The sequence below is a fragment of the Mycobacterium helveticum genome, from assembly GCF_007714205.1.
In the GTDB taxonomy this organism is placed as follows: Bacteria; Actinomycetota; Actinomycetes; order Mycobacteriales; family Mycobacteriaceae; genus Mycobacterium; species Mycobacterium helveticum.
Map to the genome: position 1 here is coordinate 19,410 of NZ_VMQU01000046.1, position 18,937 is coordinate 38,346.

22 protein-coding genes, 1 tRNA gene and 1 pseudogene are annotated in these 18,937 nt (G+C 68.2%); 18 read left to right on the plus strand and 6 right to left on the minus strand.

Annotated elements, in window-relative coordinates:
* Positions 1–21 precede the first annotated feature (21 nt).
* Entirely contained in the window at positions 22–1,068 is a 1,047-nt protein-coding gene (locus FPZ47_RS12790; protein ID WP_144956085.1) for a phosphotransferase family protein, read from the plus strand.
* A 5-nt stretch (positions 1,069–1,073) separates the two neighbouring features.
* Here the strand turns inward: FPZ47_RS12790 and FPZ47_RS12795 are convergent, their stop codons facing one another.
* Positions 1,074–1,424 (minus strand): LapA family protein, encoded by a 351-nt coding sequence (locus FPZ47_RS12795; protein WP_145039451.1) that lies wholly within the window; start codon positions 1,422–1,424, stop codon positions 1,074–1,076.
* 29 nt (positions 1,425–1,453) lie between these two features.
* Here FPZ47_RS12795 and FPZ47_RS12800 point away from each other — a divergent pair, with 29 nt between their 5' ends.
* Together FPZ47_RS12800 and FPZ47_RS12805 are read left to right on the plus strand one after the other, a co-directional pair.
* Positions 1,454–1,720, plus strand: a complete 267-nt coding sequence (locus FPZ47_RS12800; RefSeq protein WP_144955006.1) for a hypothetical protein — start codon at positions 1,454–1,456, stop codon at positions 1,718–1,720.
* Between the two features lie 4 nt (positions 1,721–1,724).
* On the plus strand, positions 1,725–2,324 hold the full coding sequence (locus FPZ47_RS12805; protein WP_144955003.1) for a putative glycolipid-binding domain-containing protein: 600 nt from the start codon (positions 1,725–1,727) through the stop codon (positions 2,322–2,324).
* Here FPZ47_RS12805 and FPZ47_RS12810 read toward each other — a convergent pair.
* Entirely contained in the window at positions 2,287–3,231 is a 945-nt protein-coding gene (locus FPZ47_RS12810) for a prephenate dehydrogenase (RefSeq protein WP_144955019.1), read from the minus strand. The genes FPZ47_RS12805 and FPZ47_RS12810 overlap by 38 nt on opposite strands.
* A gap of 119 nt (positions 3,232–3,350) precedes the next feature.
* Here FPZ47_RS12810 and FPZ47_RS12815 point away from each other — a divergent pair, with 119 nt between their 5' ends.
* The 5 genes from FPZ47_RS12815 (at position 3,351) to FPZ47_RS30210 (ending at position 7,567) form a co-directional block, all read left to right on the plus strand.
* Complete coding sequence (locus FPZ47_RS12815) at positions 3,351–3,872, plus strand: tRNA adenosine deaminase-associated protein (RefSeq protein WP_144954999.1); 522 nt, start codon at positions 3,351–3,353, stop codon at positions 3,870–3,872.
* A 53-nt stretch (positions 3,873–3,925) separates the two neighbouring features.
* Entirely contained in the window at positions 3,926–4,405 is a 480-nt protein-coding gene (locus FPZ47_RS12820) for a nucleoside deaminase (protein WP_144954997.1), read from the plus strand.
* 29 nt (positions 4,406–4,434) lie between these two features.
* Positions 4,435–4,524: transfer RNA gene (locus tag FPZ47_RS12825), tRNA-Ser, on the plus strand.
* A gap of 373 nt (positions 4,525–4,897) precedes the next feature.
* Positions 4,898–6,118, plus strand: coding sequence for a PPE family protein (locus FPZ47_RS12830; protein ID WP_428321247.1), 1,221 nt, complete (start codon positions 4,898–4,900; stop codon positions 6,116–6,118).
* 48 nt (positions 6,119–6,166) lie between these two features.
* Positions 6,167–7,567 carry a PPE family protein gene (locus tag FPZ47_RS30210; protein WP_144954991.1) on the plus strand — a complete coding sequence of 467 codons (1,401 nt, stop codon included), beginning with the start codon at positions 6,167–6,169 and terminating at the stop codon, positions 7,565–7,567.
* 756 nt (positions 7,568–8,323) lie between these two features.
* On the opposite strand, the gene FPZ47_RS12840 is transcribed toward FPZ47_RS30210, so the two are convergent.
* On the minus strand, positions 8,324–9,016 hold the full coding sequence (locus FPZ47_RS12840; protein ID WP_246133523.1) for a TetR/AcrR family transcriptional regulator: 693 nt from the start codon (positions 9,014–9,016) through the stop codon (positions 8,324–8,326).
* Positions 9,017–9,057: 41 nt separating this feature from the next.
* Here FPZ47_RS12840 and FPZ47_RS12845 point away from each other — a divergent pair, with 41 nt between their 5' ends.
* Entirely contained in the window at positions 9,058–9,543 is a 486-nt protein-coding gene (locus FPZ47_RS12845) for a peroxiredoxin family protein (protein WP_144954988.1), read from the plus strand.
* Positions 9,540–10,112, plus strand: a complete 573-nt coding sequence (locus tag FPZ47_RS12850; protein ID WP_144954984.1) for a hypothetical protein — start codon at positions 9,540–9,542, stop codon at positions 10,110–10,112. Before FPZ47_RS12845 ends, FPZ47_RS12850 begins: the two co-directional genes overlap by 4 nt.
* 711 nt (positions 10,113–10,823) lie before the next feature.
* Here the strand turns inward: FPZ47_RS12850 and FPZ47_RS12855 are convergent.
* Entirely contained in the window at positions 10,824–10,955 is a 132-nt protein-coding gene (locus tag FPZ47_RS12855; protein ID WP_425461827.1) for a hypothetical protein, read from the minus strand.
* Between the two features lie 158 nt (positions 10,956–11,113).
* Here FPZ47_RS12855 and FPZ47_RS12860 point away from each other — a divergent pair, with 158 nt between their 5' ends.
* Entirely contained in the window at positions 11,114–11,722 is a 609-nt protein-coding gene (locus tag FPZ47_RS12860; protein WP_144954980.1) for an HD domain-containing protein, read from the plus strand.
* A gap of 392 nt (positions 11,723–12,114) precedes the next feature.
* Entirely contained in the window at positions 12,115–12,669 is a 555-nt protein-coding gene (locus FPZ47_RS12865; RefSeq protein ID WP_144954976.1) for a hypothetical protein, read from the plus strand.
* A gap of 172 nt (positions 12,670–12,841) precedes the next feature.
* Here FPZ47_RS12865 and FPZ47_RS12870 read toward each other — a convergent pair whose 3' ends face one another.
* The gene (locus FPZ47_RS12870) at positions 12,842–13,234 is read right to left on the minus strand and encodes a hypothetical protein (RefSeq protein WP_144954973.1); all 393 of its coding nucleotides are present in this window, start codon (positions 13,232–13,234) and stop codon (positions 12,842–12,844) included.
* Positions 13,235–13,318: 84 nt separating this feature from the next.
* Between FPZ47_RS12870 and FPZ47_RS12875 the strand changes: the two genes are divergently transcribed.
* The gene (locus FPZ47_RS12875; protein ID WP_144954970.1) at positions 13,319–13,705 is read left to right on the plus strand and encodes a DUF2237 family protein; all 387 of its coding nucleotides are present in this window, start codon (positions 13,319–13,321) and stop codon (positions 13,703–13,705) included.
* Here the strand turns inward: FPZ47_RS12875 and FPZ47_RS12880 are convergent.
* The gene (locus tag FPZ47_RS12880) at positions 13,695–14,591 is read right to left on the minus strand and encodes a helix-turn-helix domain-containing protein (RefSeq protein ID WP_144954967.1); all 897 of its coding nucleotides are present in this window, start codon (positions 14,589–14,591) and stop codon (positions 13,695–13,697) included. The genes FPZ47_RS12875 and FPZ47_RS12880 overlap by 11 nt on opposite strands.
* Positions 14,592–14,641: 50 nt before the next feature.
* Between FPZ47_RS12880 and FPZ47_RS12885 the strand changes: the two genes are divergently transcribed.
* The 5 genes and pseudogenes from FPZ47_RS12885 to FPZ47_RS28925 form a co-directional block, all read left to right on the plus strand.
* The gene (locus FPZ47_RS12885) at positions 14,642–15,919 is read left to right on the plus strand and encodes a sulfotransferase family protein (protein WP_144954964.1); all 1,278 of its coding nucleotides are present in this window, start codon (positions 14,642–14,644) and stop codon (positions 15,917–15,919) included.
* Positions 15,912–17,156 carry an MBL fold metallo-hydrolase gene (locus tag FPZ47_RS12890; RefSeq protein ID WP_246133522.1) on the plus strand — a complete coding sequence of 415 codons (1,245 nt, stop codon included), beginning with the start codon at positions 15,912–15,914 and terminating at the stop codon, positions 17,154–17,156. The genes FPZ47_RS12885 and FPZ47_RS12890 overlap by 8 nt, the downstream gene beginning before the upstream one ends.
* A pseudogene (locus FPZ47_RS12895) lies at positions 17,153–17,632 on the plus strand (VOC family protein). Before FPZ47_RS12890 ends, FPZ47_RS12895 begins: the two are co-directional and overlap by 4 nt.
* 8 nt (positions 17,633–17,640) lie before the next feature.
* Positions 17,641–18,612, plus strand: a complete 972-nt coding sequence (locus tag FPZ47_RS12900) for an LLM class flavin-dependent oxidoreductase (RefSeq protein WP_144954961.1) — start codon at positions 17,641–17,643, stop codon at positions 18,610–18,612.
* A 3-nt stretch (positions 18,613–18,615) separates the two neighbouring features.
* Positions 18,616–18,937, plus strand: a 322-nt coding sequence (locus FPZ47_RS28925; RefSeq protein ID WP_210419894.1) for a hypothetical protein, incomplete at its 3' end; no start/stop codon positions are given.

An 18,937-nucleotide genomic window follows, 5' to 3' on the forward strand; every position in this document is an offset into this window, starting at 1 on the left:
CGGCGGTGGTAAACAATTCCGGTGACTTCAGCTGACCAACCCGAGGGGCTCGACCTGGCCGGGCTGGACCGGTATCTACGTTCGCTCGGCATCGAACGCGACGGCGACCTGCGGGCGGAGTTCATCTCTGGCGGCCGCTCCAACCTGACGTACCGGGTCTACGACGACAAGGCCGACTGGCTGGTGCGGCGCCCGCCGCTGCACGGCCTCACGCCGTCGGCGCACGACATGGCCCGCGAGTACCGCGTGGTCGCCGCCCTGCGGGACACGCCGGTTCCGGTGGCGCGCGCGATCGCGCTGTGCGAGGACGAGTCGGTGCTGGGCGCGCCGTTCCAGGTCGTCGAATACGTCGCCGGGCAGGTGGTGCGCCGGCGCGCCCAGCTCGAGGCCCTCAGCCACACCGTCATCGACGGCTGCGTCAACGCGCTGATCCGGGTGCTGGTCGACCTGCACGGCGTCGACCCCGACGCGGTGGGGCTCGGCGATTTCGGCAAACCCAGCGGATACCTGGAGCGCCAGGTGCGCCGCTGGGGGTCGCAGTGGGAGCTGGTGCGCCTGCCCGACGACCACCGCGACGCCGACGTGCAGCGGCTGCTTGCCGGTTTGCGCGACGCGATCCCGCAGCAGAGTCGAAGCTCGATCGTGCACGGCGACTACCGCATCGACAACACGATCCTGGACGCCGACGACCCGACCCGGGTGCTGGCCGTCGTGGACTGGGAGCTCTCCACGCTGGGGGACCCGCTGTCCGACGCCGCGCTGATGTGTGTGTACCGCGACCCCGCGCTGGACCTGATCGTCAACGCGCAGGCCGCCTGGACCTCACCGCTGTTGCCGACGGCCGACGAGCTGGCCGACCGCTACTCGCTGGTCTCCGGATGGCCGCTGGCCCACTGGGAGTTCTACATGGCGCTGGCCTACTTCAAGCTCGCGATCATCGCCGCCGGCATCGACTTCCGCAGGCGGATGTCGGAGCAGGCGCACGGGAAAGCTGCCGAGCACACGCCCGAGGTGGTGGCCCCGCTGATCTCGCGCGGCCTGGCGGAGCTCGCCAAGCTGCCCGGCTAGCGGTCCTACCGGTCGGCCACCGCGTGGTGCTTCTTGGCCGCGCGGCGCAGCTGCAGGATCCGTGCGGTGCCGACGGCCACGGTGATCAGCCCGCCGACCACCGCCGCCAGCAGGATCGCCACCCCGAGCGGCAGGTGCCAGTGCCAGCCCAGGAACGTGAACGCCGTCGTCTCCGTGTTCTGGGTGATGAACACCAGCAACACGATCAGGATCAGGAAGCCGGCGATGAGCGACGACCACAGCGCGCCGGCGCGGGTGAACCCGATGGCCGGTTCCTTGGGCGTCGCGTCGGGCCTGGACGCCTTGGCGGGCTTGGGGGGCGGCTGGCCGGGGGAGGCCGGGGTGTGGCTGCTCATGGTGACATCCTCGTCCCATCCGGCGCGGAATGAAACCACACGCCCGCAGCCGCGCGGCCGTGTGGCTGGCGACGGCATGCGTGGCCGCCCGGTGCAGCAACGCCGATCCGCTCGGCGCCCAGGCGCGCGGGCCGAACCCAATCGTGGTCGGATCGGCCGATTCCGTCCTGGTGGGGGCGTTGCTGGTGGCGGCGCTGGCGCCGCTGCGCGAGGGCCCGGTCGAGGCGGTGCGCCGGCGTCCGGCGCGCGCACTTGCCGAGTCGCGCGCCGCGGACGGCGGCCACGTCTTACCGTAGACGGGTGAACGCAGACCCCCCAGATCCGGCCCGGCGCGTGTGGCAGGCCATGCTGACCTGGCGCGCGCAAGACGTCCCGCGCATGGAATCGGTGCGAATCCAGGTGTCCGGCAAGCGGATCCGGGCCAACGGGCGCATCGTGGCAGCGGCCACGGCGACCAGCCCGGCCTTCGGCGCCTACTACGACGTGCAGACCGACGAGACGGGCGCCACCAAGCGACTCGGGATGACCGTCACGTTGGCCGAGCGGGAACGCGTGCTCGCCATCGCCCGCGACGAGGAGAACATGTGGCTGGTGACCGACCACCAGGGTGACCGGCGCGCGGCCTACAGTGGCGCCCTCGACGTCGACGTGGTGTTCAGCCCGTTCTTCAACGCGCTGCCGATCCGGCGCCTCGGCCTGCACGAACGCGCGGAGTCGGTCACGTTGCCGGTGGTGTACGTCAACGTCCCCGACATGTCCGTCACGGCGGCCGGTGTGAGCTACACCAGCACCGGGAGCCTGGACGGCCTCAAATTGCGTTCCCCGGTCGCCGACACCACGGTCAGTGTCGACGACGACGGCTTCATCCTGAACTACCCCGGGTTGGCAGAGCGGATCTGATCACCCCGCCCGCCCGGCCGGCGGCGGCCAGCTCCTCGCGCCAGTTCGCGGCGCCGACGACGACGGCGACGATGTCGTGGCGCGGGAAGCTGTCGTAACGCGTGCGCGCGGCGTGGCCCGCCTCGACGAGGCCGGCCACCGAGCCGTGGCTCGCCAGCGACTCGCGGGCGTGGCTGAGCAGTTCGACGGCGTGGTCGAGGGTGGGCAGCAACCGGCCGGCGTTGCCCTCGCACATGGCCCGCACCAGGTCCGGGGCGGTGCCCGCGACCCGGGTGCCGTCGCGGAAGGAACCGGCGGCCAGGGCAAAGGCCAGCGGGACCTCCCCGGCGGTGACGGCGAGCGCCTCGGCGAGCAGGTGCGGCAGGTGCGAGATGGCGGCCGCAGCGGCGTCGTGCTCGTCGGATCGGGCCGGCACCACCAGCGCGCCGCAGTCCAGCGCCAGGGCCGTGACCATCGACCACACCCCGGGGTCGACGTGGTCGTCGACGCTGACCACCCACGGCGCCCTGGTGAACAGCCCGGCGTAGCCGGCCGCCCACCCCGAGTCCGCGGTGCCCGTCATCGGGTGACCGCCGACGAAACGCCGCAGCAGGCCGGCGGCAGCGACCTCGTCGTGCACCGCGCCTTTGACGCTGGTGACATCGGTCAGCGGGCAGTCCGGCGCCAACTCGGCGACGTGGGCCAGCATCCCCGCCAGCGCCGGCATCGGGACCGCGAGCACGATCAACGCGCCGGTGTCCGCCGCGTGGGTCAGCGTCTCGGCGAGGTCGGTGCTGGCGGCGAAGCCGTCGGCGACGGCAGCGTGCGCGCCCTGCGCCGACCGGTTGTAGCCGAACACCTCGCGGCCGGCCGCCGCGGCCGCCCGCACGATCGAGCCGCCGATCAGCCCCAGGCCGAGCACGCACACCGGTGTTTTCAAAACAGGGCTCGCCACAGTCCAAGGTTGGCACAGACCCGGGCGGCGGTGCCGCCGGCGGCCGGGTTCGTCTGGTCAAGAGGCCAGGTCAACGACTAGCGTAGGCGCCCATGGAAGCACAACGGTCCTCGGCCAAGGGCCCGTCCGCGGACACACCGGACGGGTTCGGGATCGCCGTCGTGCGCGAAGAAGGCCAGTGGCGGTGCTATTCCCTGTCGGCCACGGCGCTGACGAGCCTGAAGTCAGCGGAGACGGAGCTGCGGGAACTGCGCAGTGCGGGGGCGGTGTTCGGGCTCCTCGACGTCGACGACGAATTCTTCGTCATCCTCCGGCCGGGTCCGTCGGGGACCCGGCTGCTGCTGTCGGACGCCACCGCCGCGCTGGACTACGACATCGCCGCCGAGGTCCTGGACAAACTGGACGCGGACCTGGACCCCGACGACCTCGAGGACGCCGAGCCCTTCGAGGAGGGCGACCTGGCGTTGCTGGCCGACATCGGACTGCCCGAGGCGGTGCTGGGCGTCATCCTCGACGAGTCCGACCTGTACGCCGACGAACAACTGGGCCGCATCGCCCGGGAGATGGGTTTCGCCGACCAGCTTTCGTCGGTGATCGACCGCCTCGGTCGGTGACCGCAAGCGCGGCGGAGCCGGGCGCGGCGGGTCGCCGCCATCAGGCCCGGTCGGTGACCGCAAGCGCGGCGGAGCCGGGCGCCGACGAGGACCTGATCCGCGCCGCGCTGGCGGCTTCGGCGACCGCCGGTCCCCGCGACGTGCCGATCGGCGCGGTGGTCGTGGGCGCCGACGGCACCGAACTCGCCCGCGCGGTGAACGCCAGGGAGGCCCTGGGCGATCCGACCGCGCACGCGGAAATCCTGGCGCTGCGGGCGGCGGCCCGCGTGCTCGGCGACGGGTGGCGCCTGGAGGGCGCCACGCTGGCGGTCACCGTGGAACCGTGCACGATGTGTGCGGGTGCGCTGGTGCTGGCCCGCGTCGCGCGGCTGGTGTTCGGCGCGTGGGAACCCAAGACGGGGGCGGTCGGGTCGCTGTGGGACGTCGTTCGCGACCGCCGGCTCAACCATCGCCCGGAAGTGCGCGGCGGTGTGCTCGCTCAGGAGTGCGCGGCGCCGCTGGAGGAGTTCTTCGCCCGGCAGCGATTGGGGTGAGGCGGCATCCGTTCGGTAAGCTGCTCGACGGTGGCGTGTCCGAGCGGCCTAAGGAGCACGCCTCGAAAGCGTGTGACGGCTAACACCGTCCGAGGGTTCAAATCCCTCCGCCACCGCCAAAGCGCCGTCGGCCACCCGTTAGTGGCAGGGCCGGTACATCTGCACGTAGGTGACGGCCGGAGCTCCACAGTCGTAGGCGTCGTAGGGTCAGTCGACCACCCGCCCGCCGCAGCGCTCGCCGTACAGGTTGTAGTCGCCGTACAGGTTGTAGTCGAAGGTCTTCTGGTCGAACGCCACCATGGGTGGTGTCTGCTGCACCAGGTCGTCGCGCGACTGAATCGGACTTGAAACCCTGCGTCACTTGGCATGGTCATCGGGCCTCGGCAGGCAAACCTTCGAAGGTCAACCTGTAGCGCCGGGCTCGGCTACCGTCAACTTGTGAGTTAGACTATCGCAACAATTCGAATGGTCTTGGGGGGGAGGTGATTTCAAATCGATTTTGCGATATTGCCGCCAGAGATCAATTCTGGTCTTTTGTATACGGGTCCCGGGTCAGCCCCAATGTTGGCCGCCGCTGCCGCGTGGGACGGTGTGGCCGCAGATTTGGAGATCATGGCGGCCGCCTACTCGTCGATGACTTCTGGGTTGGCTAGCAGATGGCATGGCCCGTCGTTCGCGGCGATGGCCGCCGCGGCCCAGTCGTATACGACATGGCTCGACACCAGCGCCGTCCGCGCGCGCCAAACCGCAGCCCAAGCCCGCGTCGCGGTGGCCGCCTACGAGGCTGCATTTGCCGCCACCGTGCCGCCGTCGGCCGTCGCGGCCAATCGCAGCTTATTGGCATCGCTGGTGGCAACCAATATTTTCGGGCAGAACACCCCAGCTATCGCGGCTACCGAACTCGATTACGCCGAGATGTGGGAGCAAGACGCCGCGGCCATGTACGGTTACGCCAATTCTGCTTCGGCGGCATCCGCGGTGACTCCGTTCGACGAGCCGCCGCCGACCACCAACCCCAGCGGTCTGGTTGCGCAGGCCGCAGCAGTAACCCGCGCCGCCCAGACACCGGCACAAACATTGCCGGCTCTGTTGTCCTCGGTTCCCCAGTTACTGCACACCATGGCGGCCCCGGTGGGCGCCGCGCCGGCGGCGGCCTCCCCGCCTTCGCTCGTTGACGTGCTGGTAAATGTCACCATCGGGTCGCTATCGCCAATCGATTTGTTTTCCGGGCTTCCGGAAGGCGAGCTTGTAAGCCTGTTGCTCTACTCGGTAACCCAAACCGGGGTCAACTTTGCGAACGTAGCCAGCAAGTTCGACAAGGTCGTGCTAGGTCTCCCGCCGGGCGTGTTTGGTTCCGGAGGTGTGCTGGCCAGCTCGGCGACGCCGGCGCAAGTGTCAGTCAGTGTGGGCCGCGCGGCTTTGGTCAGTAACATGTCGGTGCCGCACAGTTGGGTGCTGGCGGCCCCGGAAATCAAGCCGGCTGCCGTGCTTGTGCCGGTGTCGGACCCGGCTGCGGCCGTGGCAGCGGTCACTGCCGCCGAAGAAGGAAACCTATTTGGTGGCATGGCGCTCTCCGGCCTGGCCGGACGGGCGATCGTCGGCACCGGCACCGGCACCGGCACCGGCACCGCCGGCAAAGTGCGCACCGCGGATGCTGTGGCGGCAGACGATGCGACCATCAACATCATCCTGATAACCGAAGACGACGAATAACCCTTGACCGCACGGTGCAACGGGACACCCTAGACCGAAGGGGTAGGGATGGATTACGGGATGTTGCCGCCGGAAATCAATTCCGGCCGTATCTACGCCGGCGCCGGGTCCGGATCAATGTCGCAGGCCGCGGCGGCGTGGGATATTCTCGCCGCCGAGCTGCGCTCTGCGGCGAATTCTTACGCGTCCACACTGTCGACACTGTCAGCGCAATGGCGCGGCCCTTCGGCGGTGCGGATGGCGGCCGCGGCCAGTCCGTATACAGCGTGGCTGCGTGACACCGCTGCGCGAGCCGAGCAAGCCGCCGTCCAGGCCAGGATGGCCGCCCACGCCTACCAGACAGCCTTCGCTGCGACGGTGCCCCCGGCGGTAATCGCAGCTAACCGCAGCGAGTTGGCGGCATTGATCGCGACGGACGTCTTCGGCCAAAACGCGCAGGCGATCACGGCTGCCGAGGCGCAGTACGCGCAGATGTGGGCTCAGGACACCGCTGCGATGTACGACTATGCGGCGTCGTCCGCGGTTGCCACCCGGTTGGCGCCGTTCACTGCCGCGCCCCCCACGACAAATCCGGGCGGCGCCGCGGCTCCAGCCATCTCGGCCGCTCAGGAGATCGGCGCGTCAGCGGGTGGGGTGCAGCCGATCCTCTCACAGCTGGCCGACCTGATGTCCACGACACCGTCAGCGCTGAGCAACGCCGCGACTTCGGCGCAGACGTTCTCGCCGGCGATAACGTCGCTGCTCGATCTGTTGAGTTCGTCGTCGCCGTTGTCGATCGCCGCGGATCTCCTGGATACGGGCGGGAGAGTTGTGCTAGTGGGAGCCTCCGGCCTGGTCAACACCATGTTCGGCATGAACCTCGACATTTTGTGGATGCAAGGCGCGATATCCTCAGTTGGGTTGTCTATGGCGTCGGGGCCACAATTGGCTGCATCGATGACGGCGCTGAATACGGACCTGACGGCAGCCGCCCCGGTGGTCTCAGCGCAGCTGGGCGGCGCTGGTCTGACGGGTGGGTTGTCAGTACCGCCAAGCTGGGCGGCGGCCACGCCCACCGTCAAGCTGGTGGCCTCCGGATTGCAGGGTACCGGTGCCGGCGCAGCCCCTGCGGTCGCGGCAAAGGCCATCGAAGACCTGACTGGTCAGATGATCCTGGCAAGCGCGGTCGGCGGCGCACTCGGCAAGGCAATGCCGCCCGCGGTCAACGTGACAACGGTGCACCGATCAGAGACGGCCCGCGACAAGGACGGTTCGAAACCCAGCAAATTCGAACGCGTCCTCGCCGAACTCTCCCAGAAGCCCGAGTCGGTTCAGCACTGGCACACCGACAAGGCTCAACTTGAGAGTCTGCTGGACCAACTGTCGAAGAAACCGGGTACCCATGCGGTACACATCCACACCGGCGACAAGAAAAGGGGCTCGTGTGACAACCCCGTGGGTGGGTTGTGATTTGAGGGGGCGCACGTCGTTGTCGCGTAAGGTTTCCGGCGTGTCAAGGGTCAGCCCGGAAGTTCAATCCCTCGCGAGCTGGTCGCGCAGTGTGAAGCGGCGACTTCGAGGCGCTTTGCTGGGGGAGATTTGGCAGCTGAGTGGACGGGGCGCAGTGCGGACGGTTGTTAGGTGCATCGGCATTTATTCAGCGGCCACCGTTTGGCCACAATTTGGCCGCAGTGACCGTTAACTCGAGTGAACTCCCTGTGAGGTGTTTGCGCAGCTCGAGCGGTTTTCCGTTTCCTGGCCAGGTAGCTGAATAGGGTTCAAATCCTTCCGTCACCGCCAACACACTCCGGCTGTCCCTGCAGCCTGGCGAGGTCAATGGTCACGGTTGCGGTCGGCGAGGCCAGGGCCCGGGTGGATGGTCAACTGCCGTGGGTGCCGTGGGCAGAATCCGGCCGGCGTCAAGGGTGGGCGTCGCCGGCTTTCCCAAGAGTCTGTCCGCCTTGAAGGGTGGGCGAGATCGAGCCAACGCACATCGTTGATTGGGTGCCGGGGGCGGGCGAACACGATCTTGGCGCTGATCGGCCGGGAGCACGTACACCACCATAACGGTCGTGGTTGGGGAGATTATCCAATATCCAATACCGTTGGGATCCTTGGCATTCCGCAGATCGTATCTGCTGCCTAAGGTTTTCGGCTCTGCCGAGAAGCTGAATGGCTCTGCAACTGCTGCATTTTGACAGACGGTGTTCGTGGCGTCGGGTTGTCCTATCCCGTTTGCCGGGCGTTGCGCCGATACGAGGCGACGTGGCCGAGCGCCATGTTCACGGCGAGTTCGACGGGTCGGGCGCTGCGCATCGTCTGCGCCATCAGCAGTCCGCCTTGCAACGCGCTCATGATGGTCAGTGAAAGTTCGGATGGGTCGGCATCTCGGGAGATTTCGCCGTTGTCCCGCATGATTGCCAAGCCCGCCGACAGATATGACTGCCACTCGGCGAAACTCTGCGCAAGCTCCTGCCGCGCCGAATCGGACCGTTCGGCAAGTTCGCCCACGAGCGAGCCCAGCGGGCAACCCCCGACACCTTGCGTCGCACGGGCCATGGCCACGACGTGGTCACACCACCGCTGCAGCCCCTCCCACGACGAGATCTCGCCGAGATCGGGCTGTTGGGCCGCGATGACCTGGCCAAGCTGGGTCCTCACGACTTCACTGATGAGCGCGTCCTTGTTGGCGAAGTAGTGATACATCTGCGACTTGCTGGTGCCGGTGGCCGCCATCACGTCGTCCAGACTCGTCCCGGCAACCCCATGCCCATGGATCAGGGATGCCGCCGCAGCGACGATGCGGGCCCTGGTTGCCGCACCGCGAGCCGTTAGTCGCACAGCACCGGAGCTTTCTCTTGATGGCATGTGCGGAGCGTATTCAGGATTGGACTTGATAGTCCAATCCTGCTTCAGCACACTGTGGTCGCGTGGTCCGCCTACCCCTCGGAGAGGATGACATGTCCCGCCTGAACTATGGCGAGCAGTTTCCCGTGCTCGAAGTTCCCGCCGTCGGTGGCGGCATGATCTCGCTGCCGGGCGATCTCGCCGGCTCCTACGGCGTCGTCTTGATGTACCGCGGGTCTTGGTGTCCGTACTGCAACGCGCAGTTGGGCGCGTTCTCGCGCGCGGTGGACACGCTGACCGAGGTGGGCGCCAAGGTCGTCGCCCTGTCTGTCGACGATGAGGAGACATCCGCTGCGCTGGTCGACAAGCGCAAGCTGCGCTTCCCGGTCGGCCACAGCGCGGACGCCGACAAGATCGCCGCCGCGACGGGTGCCTACGTCAACGACGATCCGCACTATCTGCAGTCGACCGGCTTCATCTTGGCGCCGGACGGCACGGTGCGGCTTGCCGTGTACTCGAGCGGGGCCATCGGGCGGCTGGTCGCCGACGATGTGATCGGCTTCATCCGGTACGTGACCGAGCATCCGGCAGCGCGGTGAGCAGGGCAACACCGCACCGTGCCGCCACCAACCTCGGCGGTGCTACGGCAGAACACGCCGGACGGGACGCATGCGGCCTCCAGCCGCCGATTGCCCAAACCGCCATCGGAAACACAGCTGACACAACGGAGGAACTTGTGATGCAAACACCAGGTAATAAGATCCTGAAATACAATTCGAACTTTCTGGGCGTGCTCATGTTCTTGTTTGGCTTCTTGAAATTGTTTGAGCCCATTCGTACCATGTTTGACGTTCAGATAACCAAGAGTGGCCTGCCGCGAGTCAGCATTCCACTGGGTGTCGCCGGAGAAATGTCTATTGGCCTCGGTCTGCTTTCGGCTTCCTGCTCCAGGCGGAGGATCTCGAATCTTTCCGGCCCGATCGTGTTCGTCGCCTCAGCCGGACTGATCGTTAACATGGGGATTGCGACGTACGTGCATCTGCAGCCGGAAGTGCCGGCAAAGGTGCTTCCCCTGGGGATAAAGCCCCCGTTCATCCCGTTGTCCGTCATGTCCTTGGCGGCTTTGAATCTCTTTCAACTTTATCGAAGCAGTGAGTGCCGATCCTGAGCCGCAATTCATCGATGGACCGTGTGGTGTGAACCGTCGACTGTTTGATGGTCGCTGCCGGTTCCTTAGTGAGCACGCCGTGAGCACATTTTGAGCACACCTGAAAACATGCGGCTCTTGTGACGTTTCCGTGGGTGAAATTCGGGTAGGTACCGGTGCGTCTACCTGGGGTTCTGTTGCGGCGAAGGGAGCCTGGGCCGCGCCGCCTACGGGCGCATCCCTCGCGCGTCAAGGGCGCTTCGCGTCGCTTTGCGATGGCCTGTCGGCCACCCCTTGACCCGCGAGTCTCTATGCGCCCGCTGGCAGGCTTATGGGCAGGTCAGGGACCTGCCCGCGGCAACGCCGCGGCCCAGACGAAACAAGCCATACGCGCCAAATGCCCAGGTCAAGGAACCCACGGAAACGTCAGTAGACCCAAACAACATGCCCCCGTCCGTAGCAAACCCGGCCAATCAGCCGACATCCCCGATCCAAGGGAGTGGATCGAGGTAGCTGCGCCAGATCGTCGCCCCCGTGGGTTCCAGCCCGTGGTCGGTCGTCGGCGCCGCGGCGGTGTGTGTGTCGACGAGTGCGGCGGGTACGCACCATTCGCGGTAGGGCTTGCCGTCCTCGATCGTTCGAAGTCGCGGAGGTCCGACATCGTCCGGTATTTCGACCCTCGGAATCCGCCGCGACGAATCTCGTCGGCGGCGTCGGTGGTGTGGTTGTCGATCATCCTGACGCACGCCCCGATCGGCGTGACCCGTACCGCGCGTGCAGCGTGACCGCCACCGCGTCCAGATCCTCGTCGATGAAGTCGCTGTAGGTGTCCAAGGTGAGCTTCGCCGAAGTGTGCCCGAGCATCCGTTGCAGCGCCAGGCGCCACGGGCCGCGACTGGGCGAGGTCGGTCCGACACCGGCCAGCGGAACTTGTCTGTACGGCGATAAGCTCCCTGCGCCGGGCACGATCGGCGCACTCAATGCATCCCTGACTGGCACAGGACTCAACATACGAGGACTTTATGGTCAACGAGACGACCTCCCCCCGCTTGACATCCAGGTTCGCTGACGCGCTGACCTACGCGGCCGACCTCCACAGCGGGCAGGTGCGCAAGGGTGGCCGGATCCCATACCTCGGCCACCTGCTCTCCGTCGCGGGTTTGGTCATCGAGGCAGAGGGAAGCGAGACCCAAGCGATCGCCGGGCTGCTTCACGACGCCGCCGAGGATCAAGGGGGCGAAGCCACTCTCGCCGAGATCGAGGCGCGGTTCGGGCAGCACGTGTCCACGATCGTCGCGGAATGCAGCGACACATTCGAGACACCGAAGCCACCGTGGCGCGAGCGCAAAGAGCGCTACATCGCACACCTCGCCCAGACCTCGCAAGACACGATCCTCATCTCGCTTGCGGACAAACTCGACAACGCCCGAGCGATCCTGCGCGACCTCCGAACCCACGGATCAGATCTGTGGGAACGGTTCAACGCCAAGGATCCTCAGCAGCACCTGTGGTACTACCGCTCGCTACTCGCCGAGTATGAGCGCAGAAGCGACAGTTGGATGGTCGGCGAGCTCCAACGAGTGCTTTTTCAGCTCGAGGAGCTGATTGGTCCGCCGTCGGCTTCGGTGTAGCTCACGGGTTGTCGCAATTAGCGTGGTTGCCCAACATGGGGCCCCAGCCCGCGTTGCGGTTACGCTACTCGCTGTAAGCAGTGGCCCATACGCTGTCTCTGCAACCCAGTACGAACCAAACCATCGCACCCCGGAGCCCTGCCGCACCGGCCCGGATTCTGACGGGAAGTCGACATGCCTGACACATGCTCGGACTCCTGCGCACGAGTACATCGAGGAGATTCCGGCGGAGCAGGAGCAGAAGAACGCCGCACTGCGTACGCGAGTGCTGACGAATGTCCCGCGCCTGCGGATAGCCGACCGGTACGCGGCGGGCGTAAGCATGCCTGAGGTGGATATGGCCAGGTTGCGCGAGTCTGCGCCAAGTTGAAATCTGCGCCAAGTTGAAAACTGTGTCCATCCCGGCCGGCCTCGCGCTGACCGGCCTGATGCTGCTTTTCGGTGATGTCGGTGTTGCCATGGCTGACGTACCAATCGGACCAGGTCCCACCAACTACACCGAGCAGCCGCAGCCGCCGTCAGGAACATGCCGTTACCGCACCGCCGCCAACGGGGAAACCCTGCCCGACCCGACTTGCACCCCTGGTGCGATCAGCCCGAAGGTCACCCCAGACACGCTCGATACCACGATCTGCAGGACCGGCTACACCAAGTCAATCCGCCCGCCCGCCTTCATCACCGCAGCCGAAAAGCGCGCCAACGCAGCGTCATACGGCTACACGGGCTCGCTGAAAGGCGTTGAGTACGACCATCTCGTCCCACTTGAACTTGGCGGGGACCCGAACGATCCCCGCAACCTGTGGATCGAACCCGGTGCATCCCCAAACCCGAAAGACGGCGTCGAATCCAGGCTGCATGAGCTTGTCTGTGAAGGTAGGGTGCCAGTTGCTGCAGCGCAGGAGGCCATCGCCACCGATTGGACTACGGCACTTGATACGGTCCGTTGAAGTGACGTCGCGGCGCCCTCAGCGAGGCCGCGGTGATGCCCAAGCCCAGTCCGCCGTACTCGGCGGCGATCACGAGGTCCCGGCGGCGGGTTGTGCTGGCAAAATGTTGGCTGCCAAGCTTTTTGACGCAAGCCCGGGCGTGCGGCGGGGGAGTCCCGCCGTGCGCCGTCGGTCAGGCGAAAGCGGCGGGCGGCGGGGCTTCCCAGCTACTCACCGCAAGCGGCAGCGACAGGGTCTCGCCACCGCCGGTCACCTCCACGACCCAACGACCGTCGACCGGCAGCGTGACCCCGATGTCGAAGAACGCGAATCCCGGATATTCGCCGACGGCGGCTTCCGGGGCCTCGAAGGACATGCGCAGCGGCTCGCCGAGCGTCGGCGGCACGATCTTCACGTCGACCCGGCGATCGGAATCCTCGCCGTCGGCCCGTGTCAGCACCACGAGCACGAACCGGGCCGCGCGGTTGGGCCCGAGCACAAACCGCGACAGCACGCCGCCCGACACGTCGAGCTTGCTGTTCACCGTCCTGGCATCCTCGGCCAGGAACGCTCCGGTGAGTATCACAGGGAAAACCTATCGTCCGGTGGGCATGGCGCGGCGGCGAAATTTACGTTCGAAGTTACTACCCCGGGGCGCGATACTGAGGGGGTGCCTGATCGTAACGTGCTGGGCGGCCCGCTCGAACCCTGCGGCTCCGACCCGCTCACCGGCTTCTACCGCGACGGGTGCTGCGCGACCGGGCCCGAGGACCCGGGTCGGCACACGATCTGCGCGGTGATGACCACCGAGTTCCTCGAGCACCAGCGTTCCATCGGCAACGACCTGCTGACACCGATCCCCGAATACCGCTTCCCGGGCCTGCTGCCCGGCGACCGCTGGTGCGTCACCGCCGTGAACTGGCTGCGAGCCCACGACGACGGTCATGCCGCTCCCGTGGTGCTGGCATCCACCCACCAGCGCACCCTCGAGGTGGTGCCGCTCGAAACGCTGATCGAGCACATGGTCGACGTTCCCGACGACCTGGCTAACCTGTAGCCGCGGTCGCCAGCGCCCGGATTCGTGCGGCGGCGGCGCGGACCTGCCCGCCCAACCGCTCGACCCCGGCCGCGGAGAGGTCGGCGAACGGTGCCGCGCCGACCGACATCGTGACCAGCCCGTCCTCGTCGGCGATCGGTGCGGACACGGTGGCGATGCTGTGCGTGCCGGCTCCGGCGAGTTCCGCGGGCAGCACGTCGATCACCGTGAGGTCGGCGAACGCCCGCGCCAGGCGTTGGGTGATCGCGTCGGGCTCGCCGTCCCCGCCGAGCGCGCTGAGCGCGGCGTACACCCGCAGGTATTCGCGGCTGAGCCGCTCCACCACGTAGCCGCGCTCACGAATCTCTGCGAATACGGCGGTGATGCGCCGGGACAGCGCCGCGGACGGTTTGCCGAGGCCCTCCAGCCAGGCCCGCCGTGGCCCGGTGGCGCCCCATGCGAGGTAGTCGCGGCCGAAGGGCGCGACGAGGGGGATGCGCGTTCCACGGTCGACGCGCATCCCGGTGGCGGAGTCCCCCGCGCTGTCCACGACGACGACGGTGTTGCCGGCGCGGCGAGCCAGAAACGCCTGGGTGCCGGTCGATTCGGCGAGCTCGCGCAGGATGCCGTGGTAGACGCGGTCGCCGTCGCGGCTCAGCGCGGCAAGGGCCGGTCCGCAGCAGTAGGCGGCGGTCGCCGGGTCGCGCACCACCCAGTGGTGAGCGGCGAGCGTCGCCAGGATGGCGTGCCCGGTGGCGCGGCTGATGCCCAGCTCCCGGGTGATCGCGGCGAGGGAGAACATTCGCGCGGGCTGCGCGCCGAGCAGCCCCATGATCGCCACCACCCGCTCGGTCGGCGGGGAGGCCGGTTGACGGCGCATCCCGGGCGCGGCTACCGTCTGTGTCATATTTCGAATGGTACGTCGATTATCCGACGCCAGCTCGAGGAGGCGGTCGCATGGGCTCTGCCGGCCCCGACGTCGCCGACATCGAAATCGACTTCGACGACCTGACGGCCCCCAGGCTGACCGACGTGCAGCGCCAGATCGTGGAGTTCACCGAGGCCAGGCCCGTGGACCTCGATGTGGGCCGGATGCGCGCCGAGGCCCTCGAGCAGGCGGGCGGACCCGAGGACCTGGACGAGGCCGACGGCTTCGCCGACCGGCTGGCCGCGCACGTCGCCGCGATCGGCGCCGACGAGGGCCTGCGCCAGCTCACCCGCGGCTCGCTGCGGCAACGGGTGGTTCGCCTGCTGCGCAACCGGTTGTCGTTGACCGAGTTGCTCCGGCGCTACCCCGAGATCGAGTCGATCCCCATCGAGAATCCGTTCATCGTCGTCGGCATGCCGCGGTCCGGCACCACCCATCTGGTCAACCTCATCGCGGCCGATCCGCGCCGGCGCGCGCTGCCGTACTGGGAGAGCCAGGAACCCATCCCCGCGCGCGGCCAGGGCCCCGACGTCTTCGGCGTCGACCCCCGCTACGCCCGGGCCAAGGCCGAGCACGACGCGCTCATGGCCAGCGCCCCCGTCGTCGCGGCGATGCACGACCGGTTCCCCGGGGCGATCGAGGAGGAGGTCGAGCTGCTGGACCTCGACCTGGCCGCCTACGTGCTGGAATGGCATGCGCGCGTGCCCGATTGGCGTGACTATTACCTGCGGTTGGACCACACGCGGCACTACGCGTACCTGAAAAGGGTGCTGCAGGCGCTGACCTTCCTGCGCGGACCGCGGACCTGGGTCCTCAAGAGCCCGCAGCACGCCGAGCAACTCGGCCCGCTGATGGCGACCTTCCCCGACGCCACGGTGGCGTTCACGCACCGCGACCCGGTCGCCGTGATCCAGTCGGCGATCACGATGATGGCCTACTCCGACCGGCTGCGCCGGACCAGCATCGACCCGGTCTGGCTGCTGGACTATTGGAGCGACCGGGTGCACCGGCTGCTCAGCGCCTGCGTGCGGGACCGCGACCTGGTGCCGGCCGAACGCAGCATCGACATCGGCTTCCACCAGCTGGTCGGCAACGAGATGGCGTTGCTCGACGAGCTCTACCGGCGCGGCGGGGTCGAGCTGACACCGAAGGTGCGGGCGGGCTTCCAGCGGTACCTGGACGGCAACCCGCGCGGCAAACACGGCCGCGTCCGTTACGACCTGCAACGCCACTTTGGCGTCTCCGCCGACGAACTGCGCGGGCGTTTCGGCTTCTACTTCGACCGGTTCGACGTGCGCGATGAGTAGCTTCGAGCCGGTCTACCGGACCCGGCCCGGCGCGGAGGCCATGCGCCCGGCGGCCGCCGAAAGGGCCGAACCGGTCGCCCCGGGGCTGTGGTGCTCGCCGGGCCTGTCCAACTCCTACCTGTTGACCACCGGCGACGGTCGGGTGATCGTCAACACCGGCATGGGCTTCGAGGGCCCGGTGCACCGCGCCAACTTCGACGCCGTCGACCCCTCCCCGGTGCGCTACGTGATCATCACGCAGGGTCACGTGGACCATGTCGGCGGCCTGGACAGCGTCCGCGACCCCGGCACAACCGTTGTCGCGCAGGCGAATTGGACCATGTGGCGCGACGACAACGAACGGCTCATGCCCTACCGCGCCAAGCGCAGCGCGTTCGCCTTCAGTGACACGCTGGCGTCGGGCATCCGGGCGATCCAGCGGCGCCTGGGCACCACGGGGCTGCCCGGCCAGAGCGTTCCGGCCGTCGACCTCGACTTCGAGGACACCCTTGCCCTGGAGGTGGGCGGCCGGCGCCTGGAGCTGATCTCCGTGCCTGGCGGCGAGACCACCGACTCTCTGGTGGTGTGGCTGCCGGACGAGCGGATCTGCTTGTGCGGGAACACGTTCGGCGCGCTGTTCGGGCACATCCCCAACCTGGTCACCATGCGCGGCGATCGCTACCGCGACGCCCTGACCGTCATCGCCTCGGTCGAGCGGGTGCGCGATCTGCAGCCCGAGCTGCTGGTCACCGGTCACTTCGAACCGATCGCGGGTGCCGAGCGCATCCACGCCGAGTTGACCCGGCTGCGCGACGCCGTCCGCCACGTCCACGACCGGACGGTGGCCGGCATGAACGCCGGCAAGGACGTCGCGACCCTGATGCGCGAGATCACCCTGCCCGCGGAATGCGAAGTGGGACAGGGCTACGGCAAGGTGGCCTGGGACGTGCGGGCGGTGTGGGAGAACTACTCGGGGTGGTTTCACCACCGGTCGACCACCGAGCTGTACCCGGTCGGCTTCGACGCCGTGGCCGCCGACGTGGTCGAGCTGGCCGGCGCCGAGGCCCTGGTCGAGCGGGCACGCGCGCATCTGGACGCCGACCGCCCGCTGCACGCCATCCACCTGGCCGAGCTGGTTCCCCCGGACCACGCGGGTGCGCGCGGCGTGCTGCGGCGCGCGCACGAGAGACTGCTGGCCGACAGCACGAATTTCTGGGAAACCGCTTGGTTGAAAAAGAAATTGGTGACGAACCCATGACTTTGACGCTGCGGCCGGAAGACTTCTACCACACCGGCATCGTCGTGCCCGACCTCGACGCCGCGATGGCGCGGCTGAGCGCGCTGGCCGGCTACACCTGGATCACGCCGATGAGCTACCGGCTGCCGTTGCGCACCGCCGGCGGAACCCGTGAGCTCGCCTCGACGTTCGTCTACTCCCTGCAGAGCCCGCACCTCGAACTGATCCGCGAGGTTCCCGGCAGCCCGTGGACGGCACCGCCCGGCAACGCCGTTCATCACCTCGGCTACTTCACCGACGACCTCGCCGCGGCGGCCCGCACCCTGGAGGACAACGGCTTCGCGTTGGAAGCGACCGCCGACTAAGCCCCACCCGGGCTCGCCCTGTTCGCCTACTACGTCGACGCGTCCGGCACCCGCATCGAGATCGTCGACCGGTCGCTGTTCCCGGATTTTCCCGCATTCCTGCGGTCCGCGGCACCCTCGGCGCGGGACTGAGCGCGGACATGCCGCTCACCGTGCTGCGCTTCAACTTCGCTTCGCCACAGGGTGATCCGCGCACCCAGGGCGAGCTGGTCCGCGTCGCGCTGGAGATGGCGCAGTGGGGCGAGGCGCACGGCATCACCTCGGTGAGCGTCGACGAGCACCACGTGACCGGCCACGGGTGGAGCTGCAACCCGATCATGGCGGCGGCGATGTTCCTGGCCCGGACGACGACGCTGATCGCGGGCGTGGACTGTGCGCTCGGGCCGCTGTGGCACCCGGTCCGGCTGGCCGAAGATATCGCGCTGGTGGACAACATGAGCCGGGGCAGGCTGCACACCACCGTGGGCCTGGGCTACCGCACCGTCGAATACGACGCGCTGGGTGCCGATTTCGGCAGGCGGGGCGAGCTGATGGATGACCTGATCACGCGGATGCTGGCGGTGTGGGCCGGCACCGACCACAAAGGGGCGGTCTGCACCGGGACCTGGAGCCGCCCGCACCCGCCGCTGTACGTGGGCGGCGGCGTGCGCGCCACGGCGCGGCGTGCGGCGCGGTTCGGCCTGCCGCTCAGCCTGTCCGACCACCTGCCCGACGTCGCCGCGCACTACCGCCGGCTCTGTGCGGACGCCGGCGTCAAACCGCGGGTGGTCATGCCCGGCGCGGTCAATCGGGGGATGGTCTTCCTGCACGAGGATCCGGACCGGGCGTGGGCGCAACTCGGCGAGCACATCCTGTGGGAGGCGGTCACCTACGGGGGCTGGTCCACGCAGGAACGCTCCCTGATGCACCTGCCCGGGGTACGGACCCTGGCGGAGGTCAGGGCGTCGGGGCGCTACCGGTTCCTGACACCCGCGGAACTCGTCGCCGAAATCCGGGATTCCGCCGACTACGGACCGTTGGTGATGCACCCACTGGTCGGCGGCATGCCGGTCGACGAGGCGTGGAAGTCGGTCCAGTTGCTGGCCGACGAAGTTGTGCCCGCGTGCACCTGACATGTGTCGAACGCCGGGATTGGGCAACCCCCTGACCGGGTACAGGCCGGGGAGGGCAAGACCAAGGGAACCGAGGAATCGATGAGATACGAGATACGCAACGCCGTCGTGGTGTTGGGCGGCGCCGCGGCGCTGGCCCTGGTGGTCGGTGTCGGCGCGTCGGCGCCCGCCGCGCCCGCCGCGACCGCCGCCCCGGCCGCACCGCAGGCGCCCAACCCGAGTCCGGCACCGCCGCCGCCACCACCCGCCGAGGGGCCCGGGCAACCGGCGCGGGGGCCCGCGGCGGGCCGGGGGGCGGGGGGCGCGGCGGGCGGCGGGGGGGGGG